At 59.6% G+C, this 18,962-nt stretch carries 19 protein-coding genes; 7 read left to right on the forward strand and 12 right to left on the reverse strand.

Annotated elements, in window-relative coordinates; genetic code table 11:
- The first annotated feature begins 28 nt into the window (after nt 1–28).
- On the forward strand, nt 29–373 hold the full coding sequence (locus tag KUV72_RS03255) for a hypothetical protein (protein WP_222237405.1): 345 nt from the start codon (nt 29–31) through the stop codon (nt 371–373).
- Between the two features lie 162 nt (nt 374–535).
- Complete coding sequence (locus KUV72_RS03260) at nt 536–2,551, forward strand: hypothetical protein (protein WP_222237406.1); 2,016 nt, start codon at nt 536–538, stop codon at nt 2,549–2,551.
- Nucleotides 2,552–3,062: 511 nt separating this feature from the next.
- On the opposite strand, the gene KUV72_RS03265 is transcribed toward KUV72_RS03260, so the two are convergent.
- The 4 genes from KUV72_RS03265 to KUV72_RS03280 form a co-directional block, all read right to left on the reverse strand.
- Nucleotides 3,063–3,467, reverse strand: coding sequence for a PaaI family thioesterase (locus KUV72_RS03265; RefSeq protein WP_206942712.1), 405 nt, complete (start codon nt 3,465–3,467; stop codon nt 3,063–3,065).
- Between the two features lie 115 nt (nt 3,468–3,582).
- Complete coding sequence (locus KUV72_RS03270; protein WP_222237407.1) at nt 3,583–4,299, reverse strand: glutathione S-transferase family protein; 717 nt, start codon at nt 4,297–4,299, stop codon at nt 3,583–3,585.
- 34 nt (nt 4,300–4,333) lie between these two features.
- The gene (locus KUV72_RS03275; RefSeq protein WP_172977712.1) at nt 4,334–4,681 is read right to left on the reverse strand and encodes a cupin domain-containing protein; all 348 of its coding nucleotides are present in this window, start codon (nt 4,679–4,681) and stop codon (nt 4,334–4,336) included.
- A 29-nt stretch (nt 4,682–4,710) separates the two neighbouring features.
- Nucleotides 4,711–5,298 (reverse strand): NAD(P)H-dependent oxidoreductase, encoded by a 588-nt coding sequence (locus tag KUV72_RS03280; protein WP_222237408.1) that lies wholly within the window; start codon nt 5,296–5,298, stop codon nt 4,711–4,713.
- Between the two features lie 316 nt (nt 5,299–5,614).
- Here KUV72_RS03280 and KUV72_RS03285 point away from each other — a divergent pair, with 316 nt between their 5' ends.
- The 4 genes from KUV72_RS03285 to KUV72_RS03300 all read left to right on the forward strand — a co-directional run bounded on the left by KUV72_RS03285 (nt 5,615) and on the right by KUV72_RS03300 (nt 8,495).
- Nucleotides 5,615–5,986, forward strand: a complete 372-nt coding sequence (locus KUV72_RS03285) for a winged helix-turn-helix transcriptional regulator (RefSeq protein ID WP_222237409.1) — start codon at nt 5,615–5,617, stop codon at nt 5,984–5,986.
- A gap of 88 nt (nt 5,987–6,074) precedes the next feature.
- Entirely contained in the window at nt 6,075–6,755 is a 681-nt protein-coding gene (locus KUV72_RS03290) for an IclR family transcriptional regulator (RefSeq protein WP_261317340.1), read from the forward strand.
- 145 nt (nt 6,756–6,900) lie between these two features.
- Nucleotides 6,901–7,308, forward strand: a complete 408-nt coding sequence (locus KUV72_RS03295) for a GlcG/HbpS family heme-binding protein (protein ID WP_222237411.1) — start codon at nt 6,901–6,903, stop codon at nt 7,306–7,308.
- Nucleotides 7,305–8,495: an MFS transporter gene (locus tag KUV72_RS03300; protein WP_222237412.1), complete on the forward strand. Its 1,191-nt coding sequence runs from the start codon at nt 7,305–7,307 to the stop codon at nt 8,493–8,495. The genes KUV72_RS03295 and KUV72_RS03300 overlap by 4 nt, the downstream gene beginning before the upstream one ends.
- Before the next feature lie 78 nt (nt 8,496–8,573).
- On the opposite strand, the gene KUV72_RS03305 is transcribed toward KUV72_RS03300, so the two are convergent.
- From KUV72_RS03305 to KUV72_RS03340, 8 genes are all read right to left on the reverse strand, one after another.
- Entirely contained in the window at nt 8,574–8,888 is a 315-nt protein-coding gene (locus KUV72_RS03305; protein WP_222237413.1) for a putative quinol monooxygenase, read from the reverse strand.
- A gap of 215 nt (nt 8,889–9,103) precedes the next feature.
- Nucleotides 9,104–9,694, reverse strand: coding sequence for an NAD(P)H-dependent oxidoreductase (locus tag KUV72_RS03310; protein WP_222162038.1), 591 nt, complete (start codon nt 9,692–9,694; stop codon nt 9,104–9,106).
- A gap of 455 nt (nt 9,695–10,149) precedes the next feature.
- Nucleotides 10,150–11,742 (reverse strand): ABC-F family ATPase, encoded by a 1,593-nt coding sequence (locus tag KUV72_RS03315; protein ID WP_222237414.1) that lies wholly within the window; start codon nt 11,740–11,742, stop codon nt 10,150–10,152.
- Nucleotides 11,743–11,961: 219 nt separating this feature from the next.
- The gene (locus KUV72_RS03320; RefSeq protein WP_261317301.1) at nt 11,962–13,773 is read right to left on the reverse strand and encodes a BCCT family transporter; all 1,812 of its coding nucleotides are present in this window, start codon (nt 13,771–13,773) and stop codon (nt 11,962–11,964) included.
- A 306-nt stretch (nt 13,774–14,079) separates the two neighbouring features.
- The gene (locus KUV72_RS03325) at nt 14,080–14,661 is read right to left on the reverse strand and encodes a hypothetical protein (protein WP_261317302.1); all 582 of its coding nucleotides are present in this window, start codon (nt 14,659–14,661) and stop codon (nt 14,080–14,082) included.
- A 177-nt stretch (nt 14,662–14,838) separates the two neighbouring features.
- Nucleotides 14,839–16,149, reverse strand: a complete 1,311-nt coding sequence (locus KUV72_RS03330) for an amidohydrolase (RefSeq protein WP_222237415.1) — start codon at nt 16,147–16,149, stop codon at nt 14,839–14,841.
- A gap of 26 nt (nt 16,150–16,175) precedes the next feature.
- Nucleotides 16,176–17,627 (reverse strand): sodium:solute symporter, encoded by a 1,452-nt coding sequence (locus KUV72_RS03335; protein WP_222237416.1) that lies wholly within the window; start codon nt 17,625–17,627, stop codon nt 16,176–16,178.
- Nucleotides 17,620–17,832: a DUF3311 domain-containing protein gene (locus tag KUV72_RS03340; protein WP_222237417.1), complete on the reverse strand. Its 213-nt coding sequence runs from the start codon at nt 17,830–17,832 to the stop codon at nt 17,620–17,622. Before KUV72_RS03340 ends, KUV72_RS03335 begins: the two co-directional genes overlap by 8 nt.
- 223 nt (nt 17,833–18,055) lie before the next feature.
- On the opposite strand from KUV72_RS03340, the gene KUV72_RS03345 reads away from it, so the two are divergent.
- The gene (locus tag KUV72_RS03345) at nt 18,056–18,955 is read left to right on the forward strand and encodes a LysR family transcriptional regulator (RefSeq protein ID WP_222237418.1); all 900 of its coding nucleotides are present in this window, start codon (nt 18,056–18,058) and stop codon (nt 18,953–18,955) included.
- The last annotated feature ends 7 nt before the right edge of the window (nt 18,956–18,962 follow it).

Here is an 18,962-nt window from a genome sequence, read left to right on the forward strand (position 1 = left end):
CAAGTCAGCCTTTCAGGGAGGAGGGGGCATGGCGATTATTCGTTTCGACTATCAAGACGCTCGAGGCAACTCCACGACTCGCGAGGTCACCCAGTGGACCGACGACGGCTGGTTGCTCAAGGGCGTGTACAGTCAGGACCGAGGGCCTCGAAACTTTCGGCGCGACCGCTTTCTGGCTGTGGATGAAGGCGCCTTTCTGCTGAAACCCTTCGAGATGCCGGCCAATGTCACGGCCAGTACAGCACTTCCTGCAGCCAAGTCGCCGCACGATACCCTCGAGATTCTCTTTACGAGTTTTCCCAAGGTTCGTCGCGCCGATCTGGAGGCTACTGCGGCTAATGCAGGCATGCAGCTGCGTAAAACCGTGACTTAAGCTCTCAGCTTTACCTGCGCTGGCCCCAATGCGGGGCCGACAAAATTAAGTAAGGCGCAGGGCCTGGGTGTGGCAGTGCTCGATGAGTCAGACTTTCTCTGGTTGCTGGAGCCTGGCGAGATGCCGGATTGATTTTTTTCTTGCTAAGTTTTGGAGTTTTTTGTGGGAAAGTCAAAGTCTTTAAAATTTGAGAAAATATCTCCCTCTTGTAGTTTTAATGCTTCTTTGGATGCGGCCAAAAAACATTATCGTGCGAAAGGTTTCGACGCCTTACTGGACGGAGTTTTGCGCAATGAGTCACTGGTTGTAAAGGATGGTGACTCCGATAAGTTGTCTTGGGTTGAAAACTTCCTTAATGAGTTAGATGGTTTTCTTTGTGAAGAGGCTGGGGAGTTCTGCTCGGGAGTTTTCATAAGCCGAGCTGAAATGTTGAGGTTGGCGAACAGGTACTTTCTTAAATTAAAGGAATGGAGGTACCAGACTGAGGCTGCGAAGGAGATGAGCGTCGAAGAGATTGTATCTTCTTCTTTAGTTAGAGGTGGTGAGGATTATCTCGAAATCACTCGTAGAGCAAGAGAGGAGGTTCTCAAAGGAAGAACAGAGGATGGTTTTTTAGATACTCAGCGGTCGTATTTGATTGAGGATTCTGTTGGGAATAGAGTTGATCCGGATGCGGCTATATGGACCGTGCTTGAATCAGTTTTTCTGGTTTTAAAAAGTACCGGCCATCTAGAAAAAAAATTGGTCGGAGAGTGCTTTGATTTTGGTGATTTTGTTTACCCTGGGGAAGATGCTCTTTTTAAGATAGGTGCGTTGAATTTAAATGCAATGGCTTGGAAGCGTTTTGATGATATACAAAAAGACATCAGACACTGTGAGCGGGAATGGGTTTATAGTCCGGATAACAGAAATGTTCCTGATGAACATAAGGATAAGATTGATGAGCATTTAGATGTATGCGCGCCGTACAACTGGAGGAAATATGAGGTAATAGCTAGAAATAGGCTTAGGCAACTAACAAAAGAAATATATTATGGCGCGTTTGAGTTTTTCCGCAATAATAATGTAAGCCTCAGTGAGTATGAGATAGGCGTGCTCTCTACCAAGTTGGTCATTGAGAGGGTTTTGTCTCTAACGGTAGATGATGAAAGGAATAAATGTCTAGGCTTGACACTTCGGCAGTGGCTAGATGGCTATGCTGCATTGCAGGATTTTGCCAAAGATTCTTTTGTGGACGGGGATTCTAAGTCACTTTTCCCTATGTTGAAAAAAAGCGAGCTTTTAGACGTTTTTTCAAAAAAAGGGATGTTGAAAGGGGTTGCTGAAACATTTTTAAATAACGTGCTTTTTGGGAAGGGGGCAATCGATCTCTATGACACTCCTGTCATAAAGTTTGGAGATAATTATTTGGTTTACGTTCCCTCTCTGAAAGACGCGATTTTGCATGAATTGGTTTTATCAAATGTAACAAGGAACAAGGAGAGGCTTTCACGGAAAGGAGATGCCCTTGAGGAAAAATTGTTTTCTATTTTTTATAAAATGGGTCTTGGTCCTAAAAAAATCAAAGAGAGGAGGAAAGGAGAGACTTATGAGTATGATGTAGTTGTGAAGTGGGGTGATAAGGTATTTGTTTTTGAGTGCAAGAACAGGTCTGTAGCAAATGACCCGATTTTATCTAGAAATATGCGAGATGACTTTGTTGAGCATCAAGAGCAGGTTGCTAGACTGTGTGGTGCTTTGAAAAAATACCCTGATATTCTTGAGAAGCATTTTGGTAGTGGGAGCTATGAGCAAGAGATTATTCCTTGTGTTGTAAATGGCATGCCTTTTGCTCTCGATGAACCGCTTGGTAATACTTATGTTATAGATATGCCAGCCATTATTAGGTTCTTCAACGGAAGGAGTGTGGATGTTAATTATCCGGCTGGTGATGTTGAAGTCTACACGCAGTGGTCATCAAGTAAGCCTAGTGTAGAAGATTTTTTGTTCTTTCTGAGTACTCCATATCAAGTTGAACTTGGCAAAAGGTACTTGTCTAGTCAAATAGAAGTTTTCCCTGTTTCTTTGGAAAAAATTATGGTTAGGACCGAAGATATTTCTTATGAGGAAGTTGGGTCTGGTGATATGGTAGAGTTTTTTGCCGAGCTTTCAGAATACCGTAAAGCTGTATTAGGTTGATAAGGAGTTTTTGACGGTGATTAAGTGAATGCTCGGGCTTGTTTGAGTCGAGCTTTGGTCTTTATGTATAAAGATTACAATCCTGCAGAATTGGTGAAAAGCATTCAGATTTGACCTTTCTGAGTTCCTGAAGTGCCCCCCTCCCAAGCTGCACAGGCAGTAGCGCAGCCATCGGGAGGGTGAAATGAGCAACGAACCTCCCGTCGAACGCTGAACTGTGAACGACGAACAGGGATACTCAAAAAGCTGTGGTTACTGACACCTTGAAAGGCAAGGTCACTGTCGCTAAATGGCGCGCCAGCGCGATTTCACCTCCTCCTTGCTCTGAGGTGGATCGATAAGCTCTAGTGCGTTGTAAAACCGGGTCAGAACTCGTTGAAGGATGTCAGCAAGCAGCACGACGCTGCACCGCGGTAAGCCAACGCCGAGCAGGCCTGAGGCCATCGGCGCCCGGCCGCTCAAAGAGTTGAATGCTCCCAGGTGATAGACGGGCGGGAGCCGGCAACAACGATCAGGCGGGAAGAATATAAGCGCCCTGTGCGATGGCGCAGGGCTCGCTTTCGCTGTCATCCATCCACACCGATACGCTGCCGATCATGGTTCTGCCTCCGCTCTTGTTGAGGTCGGCCCGGGCGATGATCCGCTGGCCGACAGCCGGCGACAGATAGCGAATCGCCAGGTCAGAGGTCAACGCCATGGCCTGTGGCGTTTCACGGCCAGCAGAGGCCAGAAACCACAGTGCCGCGTCTGCAGCGGCAAACAGGGCAGGGCCACACACATAGCCACCGGGCCGCAGGTCCTCTTCTCGGACCTCGACCGTGGCAATGGCGTGGCGCTCGGCAAGTTCGAGACAGGTAAACGGACAGCTTGGCCAGTGTGTTGCCAGCATGCGGTTAATATCGTCGGCGGTGGTCATGGCGGTGATCTCATTGTGAGGATAATTCTGAACAGCGCCTACGATACACACTGGCCAAGGGCTGTCACTATGGCGTCGCTACATACCTTCAGCGATGAGCCACGTCGGGTCGAGTTCAAGTGCGCACATCGGAGGAAAAGCGTGCCGCATTTTCTCTGAGGAACTCGCTTTCGTCGGCGTCACCCCAGAAGGCGGGCTGTGCCTCCGGGATGGTCAAGGCCTTCTGAATCTGGGGGCGCGCATCGAGCCGCTCGAACCAGGCCTTCAGGTGGTCGAGACCGTCGATCGACACCTTGGCCCAGACGTAGGCGCGGGCCCAGGGGTAGGTCGCCATGTCGGCGATGGTGTACTGATCCCCTGCCAGCCACTCGCGGCCTTCCAGACGGGTGTTCAGGACCTCCAGCAGGCGACGGGACTCATCCACGTAACGCTTGATGGAGAAGGGTTCCTGCTGGCCGTTGGGGGCGGCGATGCGCTGGAAGTACATGGCCTGGCCCATCATCGGACCGATGCCCCCCATCTGGAACATCAGCCACTGTAGCGTTTCGCTGCGGGCCTTGGCCTCTCTGGGCAGGAACTGGTCGTACTTCTCGGCCAGGTACCACAGGATGGCGCCACTCTCGAACACGGCGAAGTTGTCATTGCCTCGGTCGACAATGGTGGGAATGCGCCCGTTGGGGTTGAGCTTGAGATAGTCGGGCGCCTTTTGCTCCTTTTTGCCAAAGTCGATGAAGGTCAATTCGTAGGGCACCTCGGCCTCTTCGAGAAAGATGACCGGCTTGTAGCCGTTCATGGTGGCAGCGGTGTACAGGTGAATATCCGGCTGTGGCATGGAGGCTTCCTCAGTGGAGTGACGATAAGTGGGGTTACGCCAGGTCGTCGCGATCCAGGCGTTCGAAAATGATGGCCTCGACGGAAGTCGCGCCAACGTTGGTCACCTGGTGGGCCCAGGCCTCGTTATGCATGACGTCCCCTGCTACCACGTCACGCTCTACGACATCGCCACTTTCCAGCGCGATGCGCAGGCGGCCGGCAGAAAGGAAGTAGACGATCTCTTCGGGGTGGCGGTGTGGCGCATCAGCGGCGCCGGGGGCCATGGTCATGTGTACCAGGCGTGTCTCACCGGTGTTGATGAGCTCGCGGTAGAACTCCGGAGAGGCCTGGTCGGCCAGCGGAACCGGGTGCCCAGCGTCAGGCCATTGAGGTGTTGTCATGGGGTGTTCTCCTGAAGGTGACGGAGGCATCAGCCGAAGACGCGCTCGAGGTGAGCATCGAAGCGCGCGAGGTCGCTGTCGATGTCGGGGTTCTTCATCACGTCGAAGGCGCCGAAGGTCGGCAGTGGGCTCATGTCGAAGAAGCGTGCGTTCAGATGCACGGGGGCGACCAGGTCATCCAGCGACTTGCCGGCGAAGAAATGTTCCTCGGGGTCATCAAAGGCTTTGGCCGGGGCGTTAAGCGTGACGCTGAGCATGTACTGTGTGCCGGTGAGAGTACCGCCAAGACCGTAGTTTTCTTTCGGCTTCTCGGCGGTGCGACCGTCGCCGTTGCAGAAACGGCCGTCCATGCCGGCGGTGTAGACCTCATCCATATACTTCTTGAAGGACCAGGGCACCATCATCCAGTTGATCGGGAACTGCATGATCACGACGTCGGCCCACTGGTGATCGGCGATCGCCTCCTCGACGTCATACCCTTCGGCGATGCGGCTGACGCGCACCTCGTGTCCTTGGTCGGCCAGCCGGGAGCGCGCGCGCTCAGCCAGGCTGTCGTTGAGTGTGCCCTTGGCAAATGGATAGGGATGGTGACCGTTTATGATCAGTACGTTACGCATAAAAATCTCCGTCTTGAGTGGCAATGAATCATGGATCTGCAGGCTCTTCAGGAGTTAAGATGAAGCGAGCGGTATATAAAAGCAACTAGTATACTTTTGGTAACCTGGTCGCTGGACAGCAGCGTGACATCCCGGCGGACGTGTTGACGCCTTGTAAGAGACGCCTTGTAAGAGACGCCTTGTAAGAGACGTCTTGGAGGCGACGCGCTGGTGGAAGGCGCCCTGGTAGAGGACGCCCTGGTAGAGGAGAGCGGACAAGGCGCCGTCAACGCCACGATTCGAGCGGGGGCTGGGTAGGTACACAGGAGATAGGAAAGTGGAAGCGTCTGTGACGGTAGATGAAAAAGGGCGGCGCAGGGTCGCCACGCCCTGCGTGGAACCCTGTGCCATCGAGAAGGGCATGCGTGTGCTTGGCGGCAAGTGGACAGGATCCTTGCTGTGGCACATCAACGAAGGGCCGGTGAGGTTCAATGACCTTGCTCGCATGGTGGGGGGCGCCAGCAAGAAGATGATCACCGAGCGCCTGCGTTTTCTCGAGACAAAGGGGCTGATCTCCCGGCACGTGCGCGAGACGTCGCCGGTCGTGGTCGAATACGCGATCACGCCACTTGGCGAGACGGCCATCAAGGTGCTCGATGAACTGCGCGAATGGAGCGAGTCATTGCCGGAAGGGGTCGTGGACCAATGATGAGGGTGTCTCCGGGTCGCTCTCGCGGGGTGTCGGGCGTTCCCACCGCACGCTCCGGGACTCAGGGCGAGGCACGTCAGTGACCAGAATGATCCAGTCGGTGTCGCGCAGCTTTCTGCTGCTCGAGGCGTTGCGACGCGCCGACAAGCCGCAGACATTGGCCCATCTCAGCGCTGAGGTGGGCTTGGGCAAGACCACCGTTCACGGGTTGCTGAATACCCTGGTGGCATTGGGCTACGTCCGGCGCCTGGCCGAGGGCTACTGGCTTGGGTTGCGTCTTGACGAGCTGGCTGAGCCATTGGCGCAGGAGCGTGAGCAACTGCGTCATCATTACCGCGGACTACTGGAAGAAGCCGCGGCGCTGAGTGATGAGACGGTCTATCTGGCCGCGCCCTGCGGCAGCCAGCAGTACCTGTATCTCGAGGCCGTGGAGGGACGACAGCCGCGGCGTGTCCAGAGTCCGCGAGGACGCCGGGAGTCGCTGCGGCATTCGGCGATCGGGCATGTCTTCCTGGCCAACGATGATGACCTGCTACGTCAGGTCAGGCGTACTGGGCCCCTGAATGATGCCTTGGAGGCTCAACTGCGTGAGGTCAGCCTCCAGGGCTTTGCACTGGACCTTGAAGCCGTGGAGGCAGGTCTTTGTTGCCTGGCGATTCCGCTGCGCCAGCGCGGCGATTGCGTGGCCGCATTGGGCATGGCGGGTCCCTCATCGCGCTGGACGCAGGCGCAGCTGATCCGGTTGGCTCAGCGGCTTCAAGCGCGCTAACCCACATATCCTTCCCAACGTTCGACATTGTCGAATCTTGCTTGGCATCCGTGCCCCTCCTCTGTGCCAGCGAGCGGGACGCAGGCATGCTCCTCACCGCGTCGACGACGACGCTGATCTTGTCTGTATTCATGAGGAGAATGACATGCACCTTGATGATGCCCATCACGTGATTGCAGGGATTCGCGAGGCTGCTGCCGCTGAAGGGTTTGCCGTCTCGCTGGCCATCGTGGACGCCAGCGGGCTCCAGGTCGCCTTCGAACGCATGGATGGCGCGGTTCCCGGCAGTATCGATGTCGCGATCAAGAAGGCGCGCACGGCCTCGCTGTTTCAAACCGACAGTGCACAGCTCGGTCAGATCGCCGCTCCCGGCGAGGCCGTCTATACCCTGGAAAACACCAATGGTGGCCTGATCAGTTTTGGCGGCGGCGTGGTACTGCGCGATGCACAACAGCAGGTGGTTGGGGCCGTCGGTGTGGCCGGCGCAACCGTCGAACTGGACGAGACCCTTGCCCAGCTGGGGCCGCGTCTGATGGCACGGGAGGCGGCATGATGCGCGGCCAGCATCCTGCCGTGCTGGCACTGGCGGTGGCTGCCTTTGCCATCGGCATGGCGGAGTTCATCGTGGTCGGGGTGCTGCCCACCATCGCCAGTGATCTGGGCGTCACCCAGGATCGCGCCGGTGCTCTGGTGAGTGGCTATGCGCTGGCCTTGGCGGTCGGTACGCCGATGCTCATGCTGACCTTGTCCCGCTTCCCGCCGCGTCGGGTGCTGACGGGGCTGATGGCGCTCTTCCTGGTCGGCAATCTGTTGGCGGTCATCGCCCAGGACTTTACCAGCCTGATGCTCGGCCGAGTGATCACGGCCGTGGCGCATGGCGCCCTGTTTGCGCTAGGGGCGACGGTGGCCAGTCGGCTGGCGCCACAAGGGCAGGCAGGTAGTGCCATTGCGCTGATGTTCTCGGGGCTGACGCTGGCCATGGTGATTGGTGTACCTGTCGGAAGCCTGCTGGGTAACGGCGTGGGGTGGCGGGTTCCCTTCGTGGTGATTGTGGTACTGGCGAGCATGGCGCTAGTCGCCCTGTGGCGCTGGGTGCCGGCGCATCTGGACGCTCAGCCGACAGGCAGTTGGCGAGAGCAGCTGTCGGCGCTCGGCCATCCGGTCATCGTATTGACCATGGCGCTGACGGCGGTGGGCTTCGGGGCGACCTTTCCGCTGTTCACCTACATCAGTCTCTGGCTGACCGAGCAGTCGGGTTTCTCCACGCATATCGCCAGTGGACTGCTGATCGTCTTCGGTGGCGCGACCCTGGTTGGCAACCTGATGGGCGGTCGAATGGTCGGCGCCATGGGATGGCGGCGCACCGCCGCCTGGCTATTGCTGGGGCTGGCGGCGATCCTGGCAACCATCCATGCCTGGGGACAGATAAGCGCGTTGATGCCGATATGGCTGGCGGTGTGGGGTGCCTTGGCTTTTGGTCTGTCGCCCGCGTTTCAGTCAGGCATGCTGGCGTCTGCCGAACAGCATCGGCCGCGGGCGGTGGCGTTTGCCTCGGCGCTCAATATCTCGTCGTTCAATATCGGTATCTCGGCCGGCTCCGCCGTGGGGAGTGCGCTGGTCGCACAGGAGGCGCTGGCACTCACGCCACTGGCCGGAAGCGGTCTGGCGGTGCTGGCGCTGGGCATCCTGTGGCTTCAGGGCAAGGTGAACCGCTCTCGTGTTGTCGAGGCGGCGGCGTGATGGAGTCGCCATTTCACCCGTCCCCGCCCCCTTGGTGAAGGGGCGGGGGCGGGTATGTTCTTGATCGTTGCGCCTCTATCAGGCGTCGACTGGGTCGATCAAGCGAATGTCGGCATGGGTGACCCAGTCTGCCGTGGCGTCGCGAAAGCGTGCCATGTGCGGGGTATCCATGTGGGCTTCCAGTGCCGCACGGGAGGACCAGGTTTCGATGACGGTGACCGTATCGCTGCGCGCGGTGTCGTCATGGGTCAGGCCTCTTGGGGCGTCGATGGCCGGCTGATAGCGCAGGCAGCCCTCTTCCTGTTGAACCGTTGGGGCTACCTCACGCAATGCATCCAGCACGTTCTGGGCGTTGCCCGGGGTTGTGGAGATCGTCGCAATGACCCACAGCATGGTGATACTCCTCTGGTCTTGATCTGTTGGACGGGCCCGGGCCGGATTGTCGGGGGCCGTAAAGCGCTCAAGGAAATATGGCATCAATGCCTGCACGGATGAGTCGCTGCGTCGTCCGCTGCTCGAAGGCCCTACCTGATCGCACAGAGGCTTCGGATGCTGGGCTTCGGGCGCCTGACGCGTCGTTCCGCACGGCTAATGCCGGCAGCGTGTGCTCAGGCCTCGGTGGTCGAGAACAGCGCGAGCAAATGTTCGCGATATTCGGCGACATGGGTATCGATCGCGGGCGCCTTGATCACGTCGTTGGCGAGGTAGGTGGGCAAGCCTTGCATGCCGAGGAATTCCATCGCCTTGTGGACCGGGAAGTAGACGCCGTCGACGCCCTTGCCCTCGAAGAAGTTGCCTTCCTCATCGAAGGCTTCTCTGGGTGCATTCCAGGTCAATGACAGCATATAGCGGCGCCCCTGCAGGAGCCCGCCACTGCCGTACTGGAGAGACGGATCCTTGCGCGAGCGGCCGTCGCTGGCGTAGAGGCTGCCATGGCCTTCGGTCAGTACTTCGTCCAGGTAGCGTTTCACGATCCACGGCGGTCCCATCCACCAACCAGGCATCTGCACGATGATGGTGTCCGCCCACAGCCACTTGTCGATTTCGGCCTGAAGGTCGTAACCCTCGTCGATGCGGGTCTCCTGAATCTGGTGACCCAGCTCAGCGAGGACGCCTCGGCCCGCGTCATGCAGAGTGTCGTTGTAGCGGCCGCCGGAGTGAGCGAATGCCTTGCCGCCGTTAAGCATCAGAATGTTCATGGACTGTCCGATTCGTCTAAAAATGGTCACGGGGTACAGTGGGGGCTCGTGCACGCTCGGACAATCGGTATGAGTGCAAAACACTTTCTCGCTAATGATGTTGCACGTTGGCGCCAAGGAGCAGCCAAGAACTGACGGCAGGAGACCCGTGAGCGCTGCGACATGATCGGCTGACCGTAAAGCGAAAGGAGGAAGCCGATAAAAAGAGACAGCAGATCAGCAGGATCGGGGAGAGAGTGGAGAGCGAGATAGTGCGAGAGAGAGGGGAGAGCGAGATAGTGCGAGAGAGGGAGAGCGAGATAGTGCGAGAGAGAGGGAGAGCGAGACAGTGCGAGAGAGAGGGAGAAAGAGCGGGAAAGAGGAAAGAAGGGCGAGATGACTGGGGAGAGCCGCTAAGCGAGCGAGGCCACCGAGCAGCCACGGGCAGCTAGCGCTGCCCGTGGATATGCCGTGCGCTATCCGCCGAGGATACCCTGGCTGCGCAGATAGTCGTCGTAGCTACCGCTGAAGTCGACGATGCCACCGTCCTTCATTTCGATGACGCGAGTGGCCAGCGAGCCGACGAATTCTCTGTCATGGCTGACAAAGATCAGGGTGCCAGCGTAGTGCTCCAGGGCCAGGTTCAAGGCCTCAATGGACTCCATGTCCAGGTGGTTGGTGGGCTCGTCCATGACCAGCACGTTGGGATTTTGCAGTGACAGCTTGCCGAACAGCATGCGGCCCTGTTCTCCACCGGAGATCACCTTGACCGACTTGCCGATATCGTCGTTGGAGAACAGCATTCTGCCCAGCGCCCCTCGTACGATCTGCTCGCCAGACGTGGTCCATTGTTGCATCCACTCAAACAGCGTCTCGCCACCCTCGAAGTCGGCTGCGTGGTCCTGGGCGAAGTAGCCCACCTCGGCAGCGTCGGTCCATTTGACCTCGCCCGCATCGGGCTCCATCGAGCCGACCAGGCAGTTCAGCAGCGTGGTCTTGCCGATCCCGTTGGGGCCGATGATGGCAACGCGTTCACCGGCTTCGATGCGCAGACCAAAGCGCTCGAACAGCACGTTGTCATCCCAGGCCTTGGTCAGCTCCTCGACCGCCAGGGCATGGCGATGGATCTTCTTGTTCTGCTCGAAGCGAATGAACGGGCTCACCCGAGATGAGGGCTTGATCTCATCCAGCTTGATCTTGTCGATCTTGCGCTGGCGTGAGGTGGCCTGCTTGGCCTTGGAAGCATTGGCCGAGAACCGGCTGACAAACTGCTTGAGCTCGGCGATCTCCGCCTTCTTCTTGGCATTCTCTGCCTGCAGACGCTCACGGGCCTGGGTGGCGGCCGTCATGTACTCGTCATAGTTGCCGGGAAACAGCTGCAGTTCGCCGTAGTCCAGATCCGCCATATGGGTGCAGACGCTGTTCAGGAAATGGCGGTCGTGGGAAATGATGATCATCGTCGATGAACGCGCCCTGAGCACATCTTCCAGCCAGCGAATGGTATTGATGTCCAGGTGGTTGGTCGGCTCATCCAACAGCAGCACGTCGGGGTCGCTGAACAGTGCCTGAGCCAGCAGCACGCGAAGCTTCCAGCCCGGTGCTACCACGCTCATCGGTTGATCATGCTGTTCGAGCGGAATGCCCAGGCCCAGCAGCAGCTCTCCGGCACGCGCCTCGGCGGTGTAGCCATCGAGCTCGGCATAGCGGACCTCCAGGTCGGCCACCGCCATGCCATCTTCTTCGCTCATCTCCGCCTGGGCATAGATGCGCTCGCGCTCCGCGGCCACCTTCCACAGTTCTTCATTACCCATGATCACGGTATCGATGACGCGTTCGTCCTCGAAGGCAAACTGGTCCTGGCGCAGTTTGCCCAGCCGGGTGGTGGCGTCCTTCATGACTTGACCGCTGGTCGGCTCCAGGTCACCGCCAAGGATCTTCATCAGGGTGGACTTGCCACAGCCATTGGCCCCGATCAGGCCGTAGCGGTGCCCCTGTCCAAACTTGACAGAGACGTTTTCAAACAGCGGCTTGGGGCCAAACTGCATGGTGATGTTGGCGGTAGAGAGCACGGCAGGGAATCTCGCGGAAGCAGCATGAATGTGAGACTTGGGCCGGCACGACAGGAGGCTTCGACCAAAGTGGATCGCGCATTGTACGCGTCCGACCCGGGGGGTATCCACTCGGTGAGCATCCAGCGCAGCCTGCCTGCAGCGTCAGGGCTTGCATAGCCGCATGTCGGGCAGCCAGAACTGAAAAGCCCGAATCCGCAGGGATTCGGGCTTGTCACATCAGCGACGGGACAGACGAGAACGTGGTCGATAGGGATCACCCGGCTCGCGGAACAGCGACAGCAGCACCGCAAGGGTCATCACCAGAATGACGACGCTGACCGGCAGCGCCGCAGCGATCAGTGCTGTCTGCAGCGCAGAAAGCCCGCCGACAACCAGCAGCACCGCCGCTACCAGGCCGATGATGACGCCCCAGAAGACGCGGAACAGCTTGGGCGGATCGTCATCGCCCAGGGACAGAATGGTGGTCAGCACCAGGGTGCCCGAGTCTGACGAGGTGATGAACCAGCTCATCAGCAGGAACACCATCATCGCCGACAGCACCCAGCCGAACACGCCGGAGCCGACGATACCGTCTGCGGTGGCAAACAGCGCCGAAGGCAGGTCCCAGGCACGCACCATGTCCATGATGCCGGCGGAGCCGGCGCCACCGGCAGCGTTCAACTCCTGATGGATCGCATTGCCGCCGAAGATGACCAGCCAGATAAACGCCAGCAGGGTCGGCACCAGCAGCACACCGAGCACGAACTCCCGCAGGGTGCGGCCTTTCGAGATGCGGGCAATAAACAGACCGACAAACGGAGCCCAGGCGAGCCACCAGCCCCAGTAGAAAATGGTCCAGGCCTGCTGCCATTCGCTGGTACCCGCCTTGTCGGCATACCAGAGCCCCATCGGAATCACTTCGGTGGCGTAGTCGGCCAGCGTCTCACCGAAGGTCTGGAACAGCCATAGGGTGGGCCCGCCGAACAGGAAGATGCCGATCACCACCGCCGACACCCAGATGTTGAGCACCGAAATGATACGGATACCGCGCTGGACACCGCTGACGACCGAGATAATCGACAGGGTCGAGATGATCGCAATCAGGGCCAGCTGAGTGGGCAGGCCATCACTGATGCCAAACAGCTTTTCCAGCCCGACGCCCATCTGGCTGACCCCGAGCCCGAGGGACGTGGCGACGCCAAACACGCAGCCCAGTACCCCGAAGATGTCGAACAGATGGCCAAGGGGACCAAAGATGCGATCGCCGATGAACGGATAGAGGGCAGACCGCAGCGCCAGGGGCAGTCCCTTGCGGTAGGCAAAGTAGGCCAGCGACATGCCGACGATGACGTAGATGGCCCAGCCGTGCAGGCCCCAGTGAAAGACGGTGACCCGTAGCGCATCGATAGCGCGTTCGTGGCCGATCTCGGTGGCCCCGGCCATGTCGGCATGGGGGTTGTTGGGATAGCCGAAGGCACCGGAGTTGTCGAGATAGAAGATCGGTTCGGCAACGCCAAAAAACAGAATGCCGATGCCGATACCCGCCGAGAATAGCATCGAGAACCAGGCAAAGTTGCTGAATTCCGGGCGGCTGTCATCGGTACCCAGGCGGATATTGCCGTAGCGACTGCAGACGATAAAGGCACAGACGACGAGCAGCGCGACCACGGAAATCAAGTAATAGCCGCTGAAGGTGCTTTCGATCCAGGTGCGGGCGGTGCCGAACACCACGCTTGCCGTGTCCGAGCTAAGGCCGGTGAACAGCACGAAGAGCAGAATCAGCGCACCAGAGGTGATGGTCATGCCGCGGTGCATGCCCTGGAAAGGACCGCCCTGGTCGAGCTCTGTGACCATGTAGTCGGTGCCCATCACCGCATGGGGATTGTCGTCGGGGGGAGAGTCGGAAGACGCCGTGCTGGCGGCTGCCGTGGAGGGTGAATCTGAAGTAGCGATAGTCTCGTATCCTCTTGAGCCGGGCCACGGGCCGGCGATCCCGCTGTCACTCCAGCTACGAGCGACCTCGTGGCGCGAAGACTGAGAGCAAGTCATCGTGCCTGGACGTTGGCGAATGGGACGCACCAAGCCTGCTCTCGCCTGCATGGGAAGCGAGGGCCGGTGCGCTGTCGCAAACGCCAGCAATGCTGGAAAGAAGGTGGCGTCGGGCCACCAAAGCGTTGCATATCATACACTTTTTGGTGGCGGCCGTGGCGGCCGTGGCGGCTGAAGGCTAAAGGCTGAAGGCGAGGGAAGGGCCGAAGCGCACGCCGAAAGGGGCAGCAGAGGGAAGGTGGGGCTGGCGGAGGAAGACCCGGTACCTGTTCGGGCACCGGGTGTTGAATGGATACGGCAGCTTGGCTAGGCCGCCGATGTCGACGCGGGACGGCTCAGCGTCAGCAAGGTGTCCTCGTCGCGCAGCCGGTACAGGGTGTAGCAGGCCGCCAGCATCGGCAGGGCGGCGAAGAACAGCATATGGCCAAAGGGATCTGTCACCATGGCGGGAATCGTCACCAGCGTCGAGATGCCGTGGATGGCCAGCACGCCTGCGTACGTCATGCGCTTGTAAAGGCCCGCCACGAACGCCAGGATCAGGGCTAACTCCAAGGCGCCGAGCACCATCACCACGGCGGTGTCCACGCCCGCGACGCCGAAGTACTTATCGATAATGCCGCTGCCCTGGGCTGGGTTGATGAATTTGCTTAGCGTCCACACCAGTAACACCAGGAAGATGCCGACACGCATCGCCAGCAGCCCGCCTTTTAGTCCTGACATATCTGTTTCCTCTCCTTTCCTGAGATCATTCCGCACGGAGGCGGTCACGAGATGGTGGTCATGGCACCCCGCTGGCAACCTGTCGCGAATGCGCAGCTGCACAGTCGAGGCCGCGCCGGTTTGCGTCGGCCGGTGTCGCAGATCCTTACAGACCTTGTCGGCGAGCATGATGGTGGGTCGGATAAGAGGAGGGGAGAAACGCTGTGAGCAGGGCTGTATGCATGTCTGTAAGTAGGGCAGGGCTGAAGCTGGGGGGTATCGACGGGGGCTGCGCGATAGGCCGGGGAAGTCTGGCGATGGCCTTTTCTGCTCACCGCCTCTGCTTCCCCGGTCGTGTTGGGTAAGTTAGTCCAGGCAGGCGATGGCGCCGCTGACCAACGCTTCGATACCGGTGCGCAGGGTCACGGGGTTGCCCGGAAAATAGTGGGGAGAATGCGGCATCTCCAGATGGCGCATCTTTTCTGCCACCGTGCGGCCCGGTGTTGCTGCCCAGCGCTCTGCCGGAGTGGCGCCGATGAACCAGTAGGCGCAAGGGATATCATCGCCGCCGAAGCCTCCCGCCTTGGCATCACCGAAAAGCGGAAAGTCCTCGCTGCCGTTGAGTCGGTGCATGTCGTAGAGCGCATCCTGGCCGAAATGCTCGCCATGGGCGCGGCGAAGGCGTTCGACCAGGCCCGTGTCGTTGTATAGCGCGATGGTGTCATTGATCACGCGAATATCCGGCGGGCGTGGACAGCGTCCAGCGTCGCACTCCGCGCGCACGATGCGCTCGATCGCCTCGATCAGCTGGCGGTGCAGGTCGTTGTCGAAGCTGCGGATATTGATGTCCAGCTCGGCATGGTGAGGAATGATATTGGCCTGGGTGCCGGCGTGCAGCCGGCCCACCGTGACCACGGCGGCCTCTTCCGGCGGGACTTCTCGCGACACGATGGTCTGCAGCCGGGTCACCACGTGGGCGGCAATGACGACCGGATCGATGGTGTGAGCTGGCATCGAGCCATGGCCGCCAGCGCCATGAATAGTGATCGCCAGATTCGAGGCGGCGGCCATGGCACGTCCGGCAATGTGCCCGACGTTGCCGGCCAGTGCTGGCATATTGTGCTGGCCGAGCACGATATCCGGGCGTGCGAAACGGCGATAGAGACCATCCTCCAGCATCGCTTTGGCCCCACCGAAGATTTCCTCGGCGGGCTGGCAGATCAGCATCAGGGTCCCCTGCCAATGGTCGCGCATGGCGGCCATCACCGTGGCGGCGCCGACGATGCAACTGCTGTGCAGGTCATGTCCGCAGGCGTGCATCAGCGGCACGCTGCCACCGTCAGTGTCGGCGGTCTCCGTGCTGGCAAAGTCGACACCGGTGTCTTCCTTGATCGGCAGCGCGTCCATGTCCCCGCGAAGCATCACGGTAGGACCATCCCCGTTGCGTATCAGGGCGACGACGCCCGTGCCGCCGACGCCACGTGTGACCTCCATGCCTGGGGTGTCCCGCGCTACCGCCTCCAGGGCGTCGGCCAGGCGGGCGCTGGTCTGATGTTCCTGAAAAGGCAGCTCCGGGTGCTGGTGCAGCTGGCGGTAGAGCGAGCCGATACTCTCAAGCGTCTGCTCTGCGTGGCCGCGGATAGCCTGACTGAGGTCAGCGCTGATGTGAGTGGTCATGGGTACGTCTCCTTGTGTGTGTCACATCAGTTGGCGAGGGATGGGGTATCGGCGGCCGGCTGGATGAAGCGCTGACAGGCGGTGACCATCAGCACGTTGAGCAGCATGGCCCACAGGCCGGAATGCCAGCCCAGTGGCGAGAACCACACGAACTCCATCAGCAGGTAGGCAACGCTACCCGCCATGGCGCCTGCCAGGACGCTCAGGCGTCGTAGCGTCGGCAGGAAGACCGCGCCCATTACCATCGGCAGCAACTGGACGATCAGCCCATAGGCGACAAGCAACAGCATGACCAGTGACGACGGGTTGGCCAGCGCACAGGCGTAGGCGACCAGGGACAGGCCCACCACACTCCAGCGAGTGGCGCTGACCACGGTCTTTTCACTGGCGCCGCGCATGACCGTCGGACCCAGCACGTCTCTGACCAGTACGATGCCCGCGGTGTGGGCCAGGTTGGCCCCGGTAGACATGGCGGCGGCCAGGGCGCCAGACAGCATCACACCGATGACCCAGGGCGAGTAGTCGGCCACGTCGAGGACGAGCTTCAGCAGGACCGTATCCGGTCGCGCCAGCGGTTCCTCGGCAAACACGATGATGCCCGCAAAGCCGATGAACAACAGCGGTACCAGTAGATAGGCGTAGAGGGGATAGAAGACGCTGACCTTGCGCAACGTGCGACCGCTGTCAGCGGAATAGAACTTCATGAACAGATGCGGCCACATGGCGCCGCCGAAGGCGCTGACGAGGATCGCGGTGCTGAAGTAGCCCCAGCCCATGTCGGTGGCGCCGGGTAGGGTCAGGTATTCGGGGGCGCTCTGCTGGATCTGGCTGAACATCTCGCCGACCCCGCCATAGAGACGTTCGGAAAGGCTGATACCCAGGTACCAGGCAATCACGATCATCATGATGCCCTGCAGCAGGTTGGTCCAACCGATACCCTTCAGGCCGCTGGTGAAGACGTAGGCCGCGACCACGATGAAGGCGAGCAGCGCACCAAGCCACAGCGGCACCAGGCCATCGGTGGCGGCCTGGAACAGCATGCCAGCTCCGGCGATCTGGATGGTCAGGTAGGGCACCATGGCGGCGACGCCGATGATGCCGGCGATCATGCCGAGGGGTTTGCTGCGGTAGTGATGGGCGATCATGTCGCCCTGGGTCAGGTAGCCCCGCTCTCGTCCCAACTTGGCGACCCTTGGGCCAAGCACCCAGATCGAGATCGGCACCAGCGCCAGATAGGCCAGGATATAGAGGGCTGGCGCGCCCCTCTCATACGCCCAGCCGGGGGTGCCGAGAAAGGCAAATGCCGAGAAGATCTCGGCGCCAAGGATGAAGAACAGAATGATCACCCCGACGTGGCGGCCACCGGCCACGTAGCCTTCGAGGCTTGAGCTGTGCTGACCACGGGCGCGGATGCCCACCCACAGCACTACGCCCAGGTAGGCGAGGGTAATACCGACGACGATGAAGGCATCATTCATGGCGATCCCCTCCGTGTCGCACTACAAAGGCGATCCACATGCCGGCGAACAGAATCAGCATCCACAGGGTGTACCAGAAGAACAGGAACGGCAGGCCCAGTACCATCGGTTCAATGCGGTTGGCGATCAGCGCGCCGGGCCAGATCATGGCGAGCGAACATACGGCGAAGTGCAGCCCGGTCAACAGGTGAAAGGTCTTGTTCATGGAACGTTCCTTGGCCTTGGGGGGCGCGGGAAGGCTGCTGCGCACGAGCGTTTCCCGGTGCCGCCTGCGGGCGGTTATTGAAATTGTGCCTTTACTATGGGATAGCTCTTTCGATACCAAAAATATGGCTTTTTGATAGCAGCGATATCGATATGGCATGGGAACGGGGTGATTGCCGTCACCGTCATCAGCGCCGTCTAACGTCGAGGGAGGCATTCACGTCATGGAGTTCCGACAGCTGAGCTATTTCGTGGCGGTGGTGGAGGCCGGGACGATTACCGAGGCCAGTCGCCGGGTGCATGTGGCGCAACCGGCGCTGACTCGCCAGATTCGTTTACTCGAGGAAGACCTGGGCACCCGCCTGCTGGACCGTCACGCCAGGGGCGTCCGCCTGACCATGGCCGGGCGTGCGTTGTATGAGGAAGCCTTGCTGTTGCTGGATCAGCGTTCGCAGATCAAGGCCCGTCTCACGGCCCTGGGCAGCGGTCGCACTGGCACATTGCGCCTGGGCATCACCGTGGCCCACCTATGGGTGCCCGAAGTGGCGCGGATGATGGGGCAGTATCGGGCGCAGTATCCGGGCGTGGCCTTTGAAGTCTTTCCCTTGCTCTCTGGCCCGCAGCTAGAACGGTTGAGCGAAGGCACGCTGGACGCTGGCGTGGTGTATCTGGATGGGCCGGACTATCCCGGGCTCGACACCTTGCCGCTGAAACACGACAGTCTGGTGCTGGCGCTGCCGGAGTCCTCGCCGTGGGCCAAATCCCCGCCCCGGTGTCTGGCGGACCTGCAGCAAGAAGACTTTGTGTGGGGCTTTCGCAGCGCGTCGCCGATGTACTACGACCGCATGCTGTCGCACTTCAAGCGCCTGGGCTTTGCGCCACGAGTCGTCCAGTATGGCGCCGACAACATCACCATTCTCAGCATGGTGGCGGCAGGCCTTGGCTTCGCCATCGTCACCTCCGCCAGTCGTCATCACCCCTTGCCCGGCGTGCGCTTTGTCAGGTTGCCCGAGCTCGATCGCTGCGATATGCCGCTGTGGCTGGCATGGCGCCATGGCAATGACTCACCGACCCTGTGCAACTTGATTCAGCAGGTACAAGCCGAGCTATCGTCGGGGGCCTGATGGATCG

It is taken from the genome of Halomonas sp. DP4Y7-1 (assembly GCF_019800705.1).
In the GTDB taxonomy this organism is placed as follows: Bacteria; Pseudomonadota; Gammaproteobacteria; order Pseudomonadales; family Halomonadaceae; genus Halomonas; species Halomonas litopenaei_A.

Excerpts from the sequence above, each read along its gene's own strand:
- KUV72_RS03255 (WP_222237405.1), top strand. The coding sequence starts at position 29 with ATGGCGATTATTCGTTTCGACTATCAAGACGCTCGAGGCAACTCCACG.
- KUV72_RS03340 (WP_222237417.1), bottom strand. The coding sequence starts at position 17,832 with ATGAACAAGACCTTTCACCTGTTGACCGGGCTGCACTTCGCCGTATGT.
- KUV72_RS03300 (WP_222237412.1), top strand. The coding sequence starts at position 7,305 with ATGATGCGCGGCCAGCATCCTGCCGTGCTGGCACTGGCGGTGGCTGCC.
- KUV72_RS03330 (WP_222237415.1), bottom strand. The coding sequence starts at position 16,149 with ATGACCACTCACATCAGCGCTGACCTCAGTCAGGCTATCCGCGGCCAC.
- KUV72_RS03265 (WP_206942712.1), bottom strand. The coding sequence starts at position 3,467 with ATGACCACCGCCGACGATATTAACCGCATGCTGGCAACACACTGGCCA.
- KUV72_RS03325 (WP_261317302.1), bottom strand. The coding sequence starts at position 14,661 with ATGCTCGCCGACAAGGTCTGTAAGGATCTGCGACACCGGCCGACGCAA.
- KUV72_RS03335 (WP_222237416.1), bottom strand. The coding sequence starts at position 17,627 with ATGAATGATGCCTTCATCGTCGTCGGTATTACCCTCGCCTACCTGGGC.
- KUV72_RS03310 (WP_222162038.1), bottom strand. The coding sequence starts at position 9,694 with ATGAACATTCTGATGCTTAACGGCGGCAAGGCATTCGCTCACTCCGGC.
- KUV72_RS03270 (WP_222237407.1), bottom strand. The coding sequence starts at position 4,299 with ATGCCACAGCCGGATATTCACCTGTACACCGCTGCCACCATGAACGGC.
- KUV72_RS03280 (WP_222237408.1), bottom strand. The coding sequence starts at position 5,298 with ATGCGTAACGTACTGATCATAAACGGTCACCATCCCTATCCATTTGCC.
- KUV72_RS03320 (WP_261317301.1), bottom strand. The coding sequence starts at position 13,773 with ATGACTTGCTCTCAGTCTTCGCGCCACGAGGTCGCTCGTAGCTGGAGT.
- KUV72_RS03295 (WP_222237411.1), top strand. The coding sequence starts at position 6,901 with ATGCACCTTGATGATGCCCATCACGTGATTGCAGGGATTCGCGAGGCT.
- KUV72_RS03275 (WP_172977712.1), bottom strand. The coding sequence starts at position 4,681 with ATGACAACACCTCAATGGCCTGACGCTGGGCACCCGGTTCCGCTGGCC.
- KUV72_RS03305 (WP_222237413.1), bottom strand. The coding sequence starts at position 8,888 with ATGCTGTGGGTCATTGCGACGATCTCCACAACCCCGGGCAACGCCCAG.
- KUV72_RS03345 (WP_222237418.1), top strand. The coding sequence starts at position 18,056 with ATGGAGTTCCGACAGCTGAGCTATTTCGTGGCGGTGGTGGAGGCCGGG.
- KUV72_RS03290 (WP_261317340.1), top strand. The coding sequence starts at position 6,075 with ATGATCCAGTCGGTGTCGCGCAGCTTTCTGCTGCTCGAGGCGTTGCGA.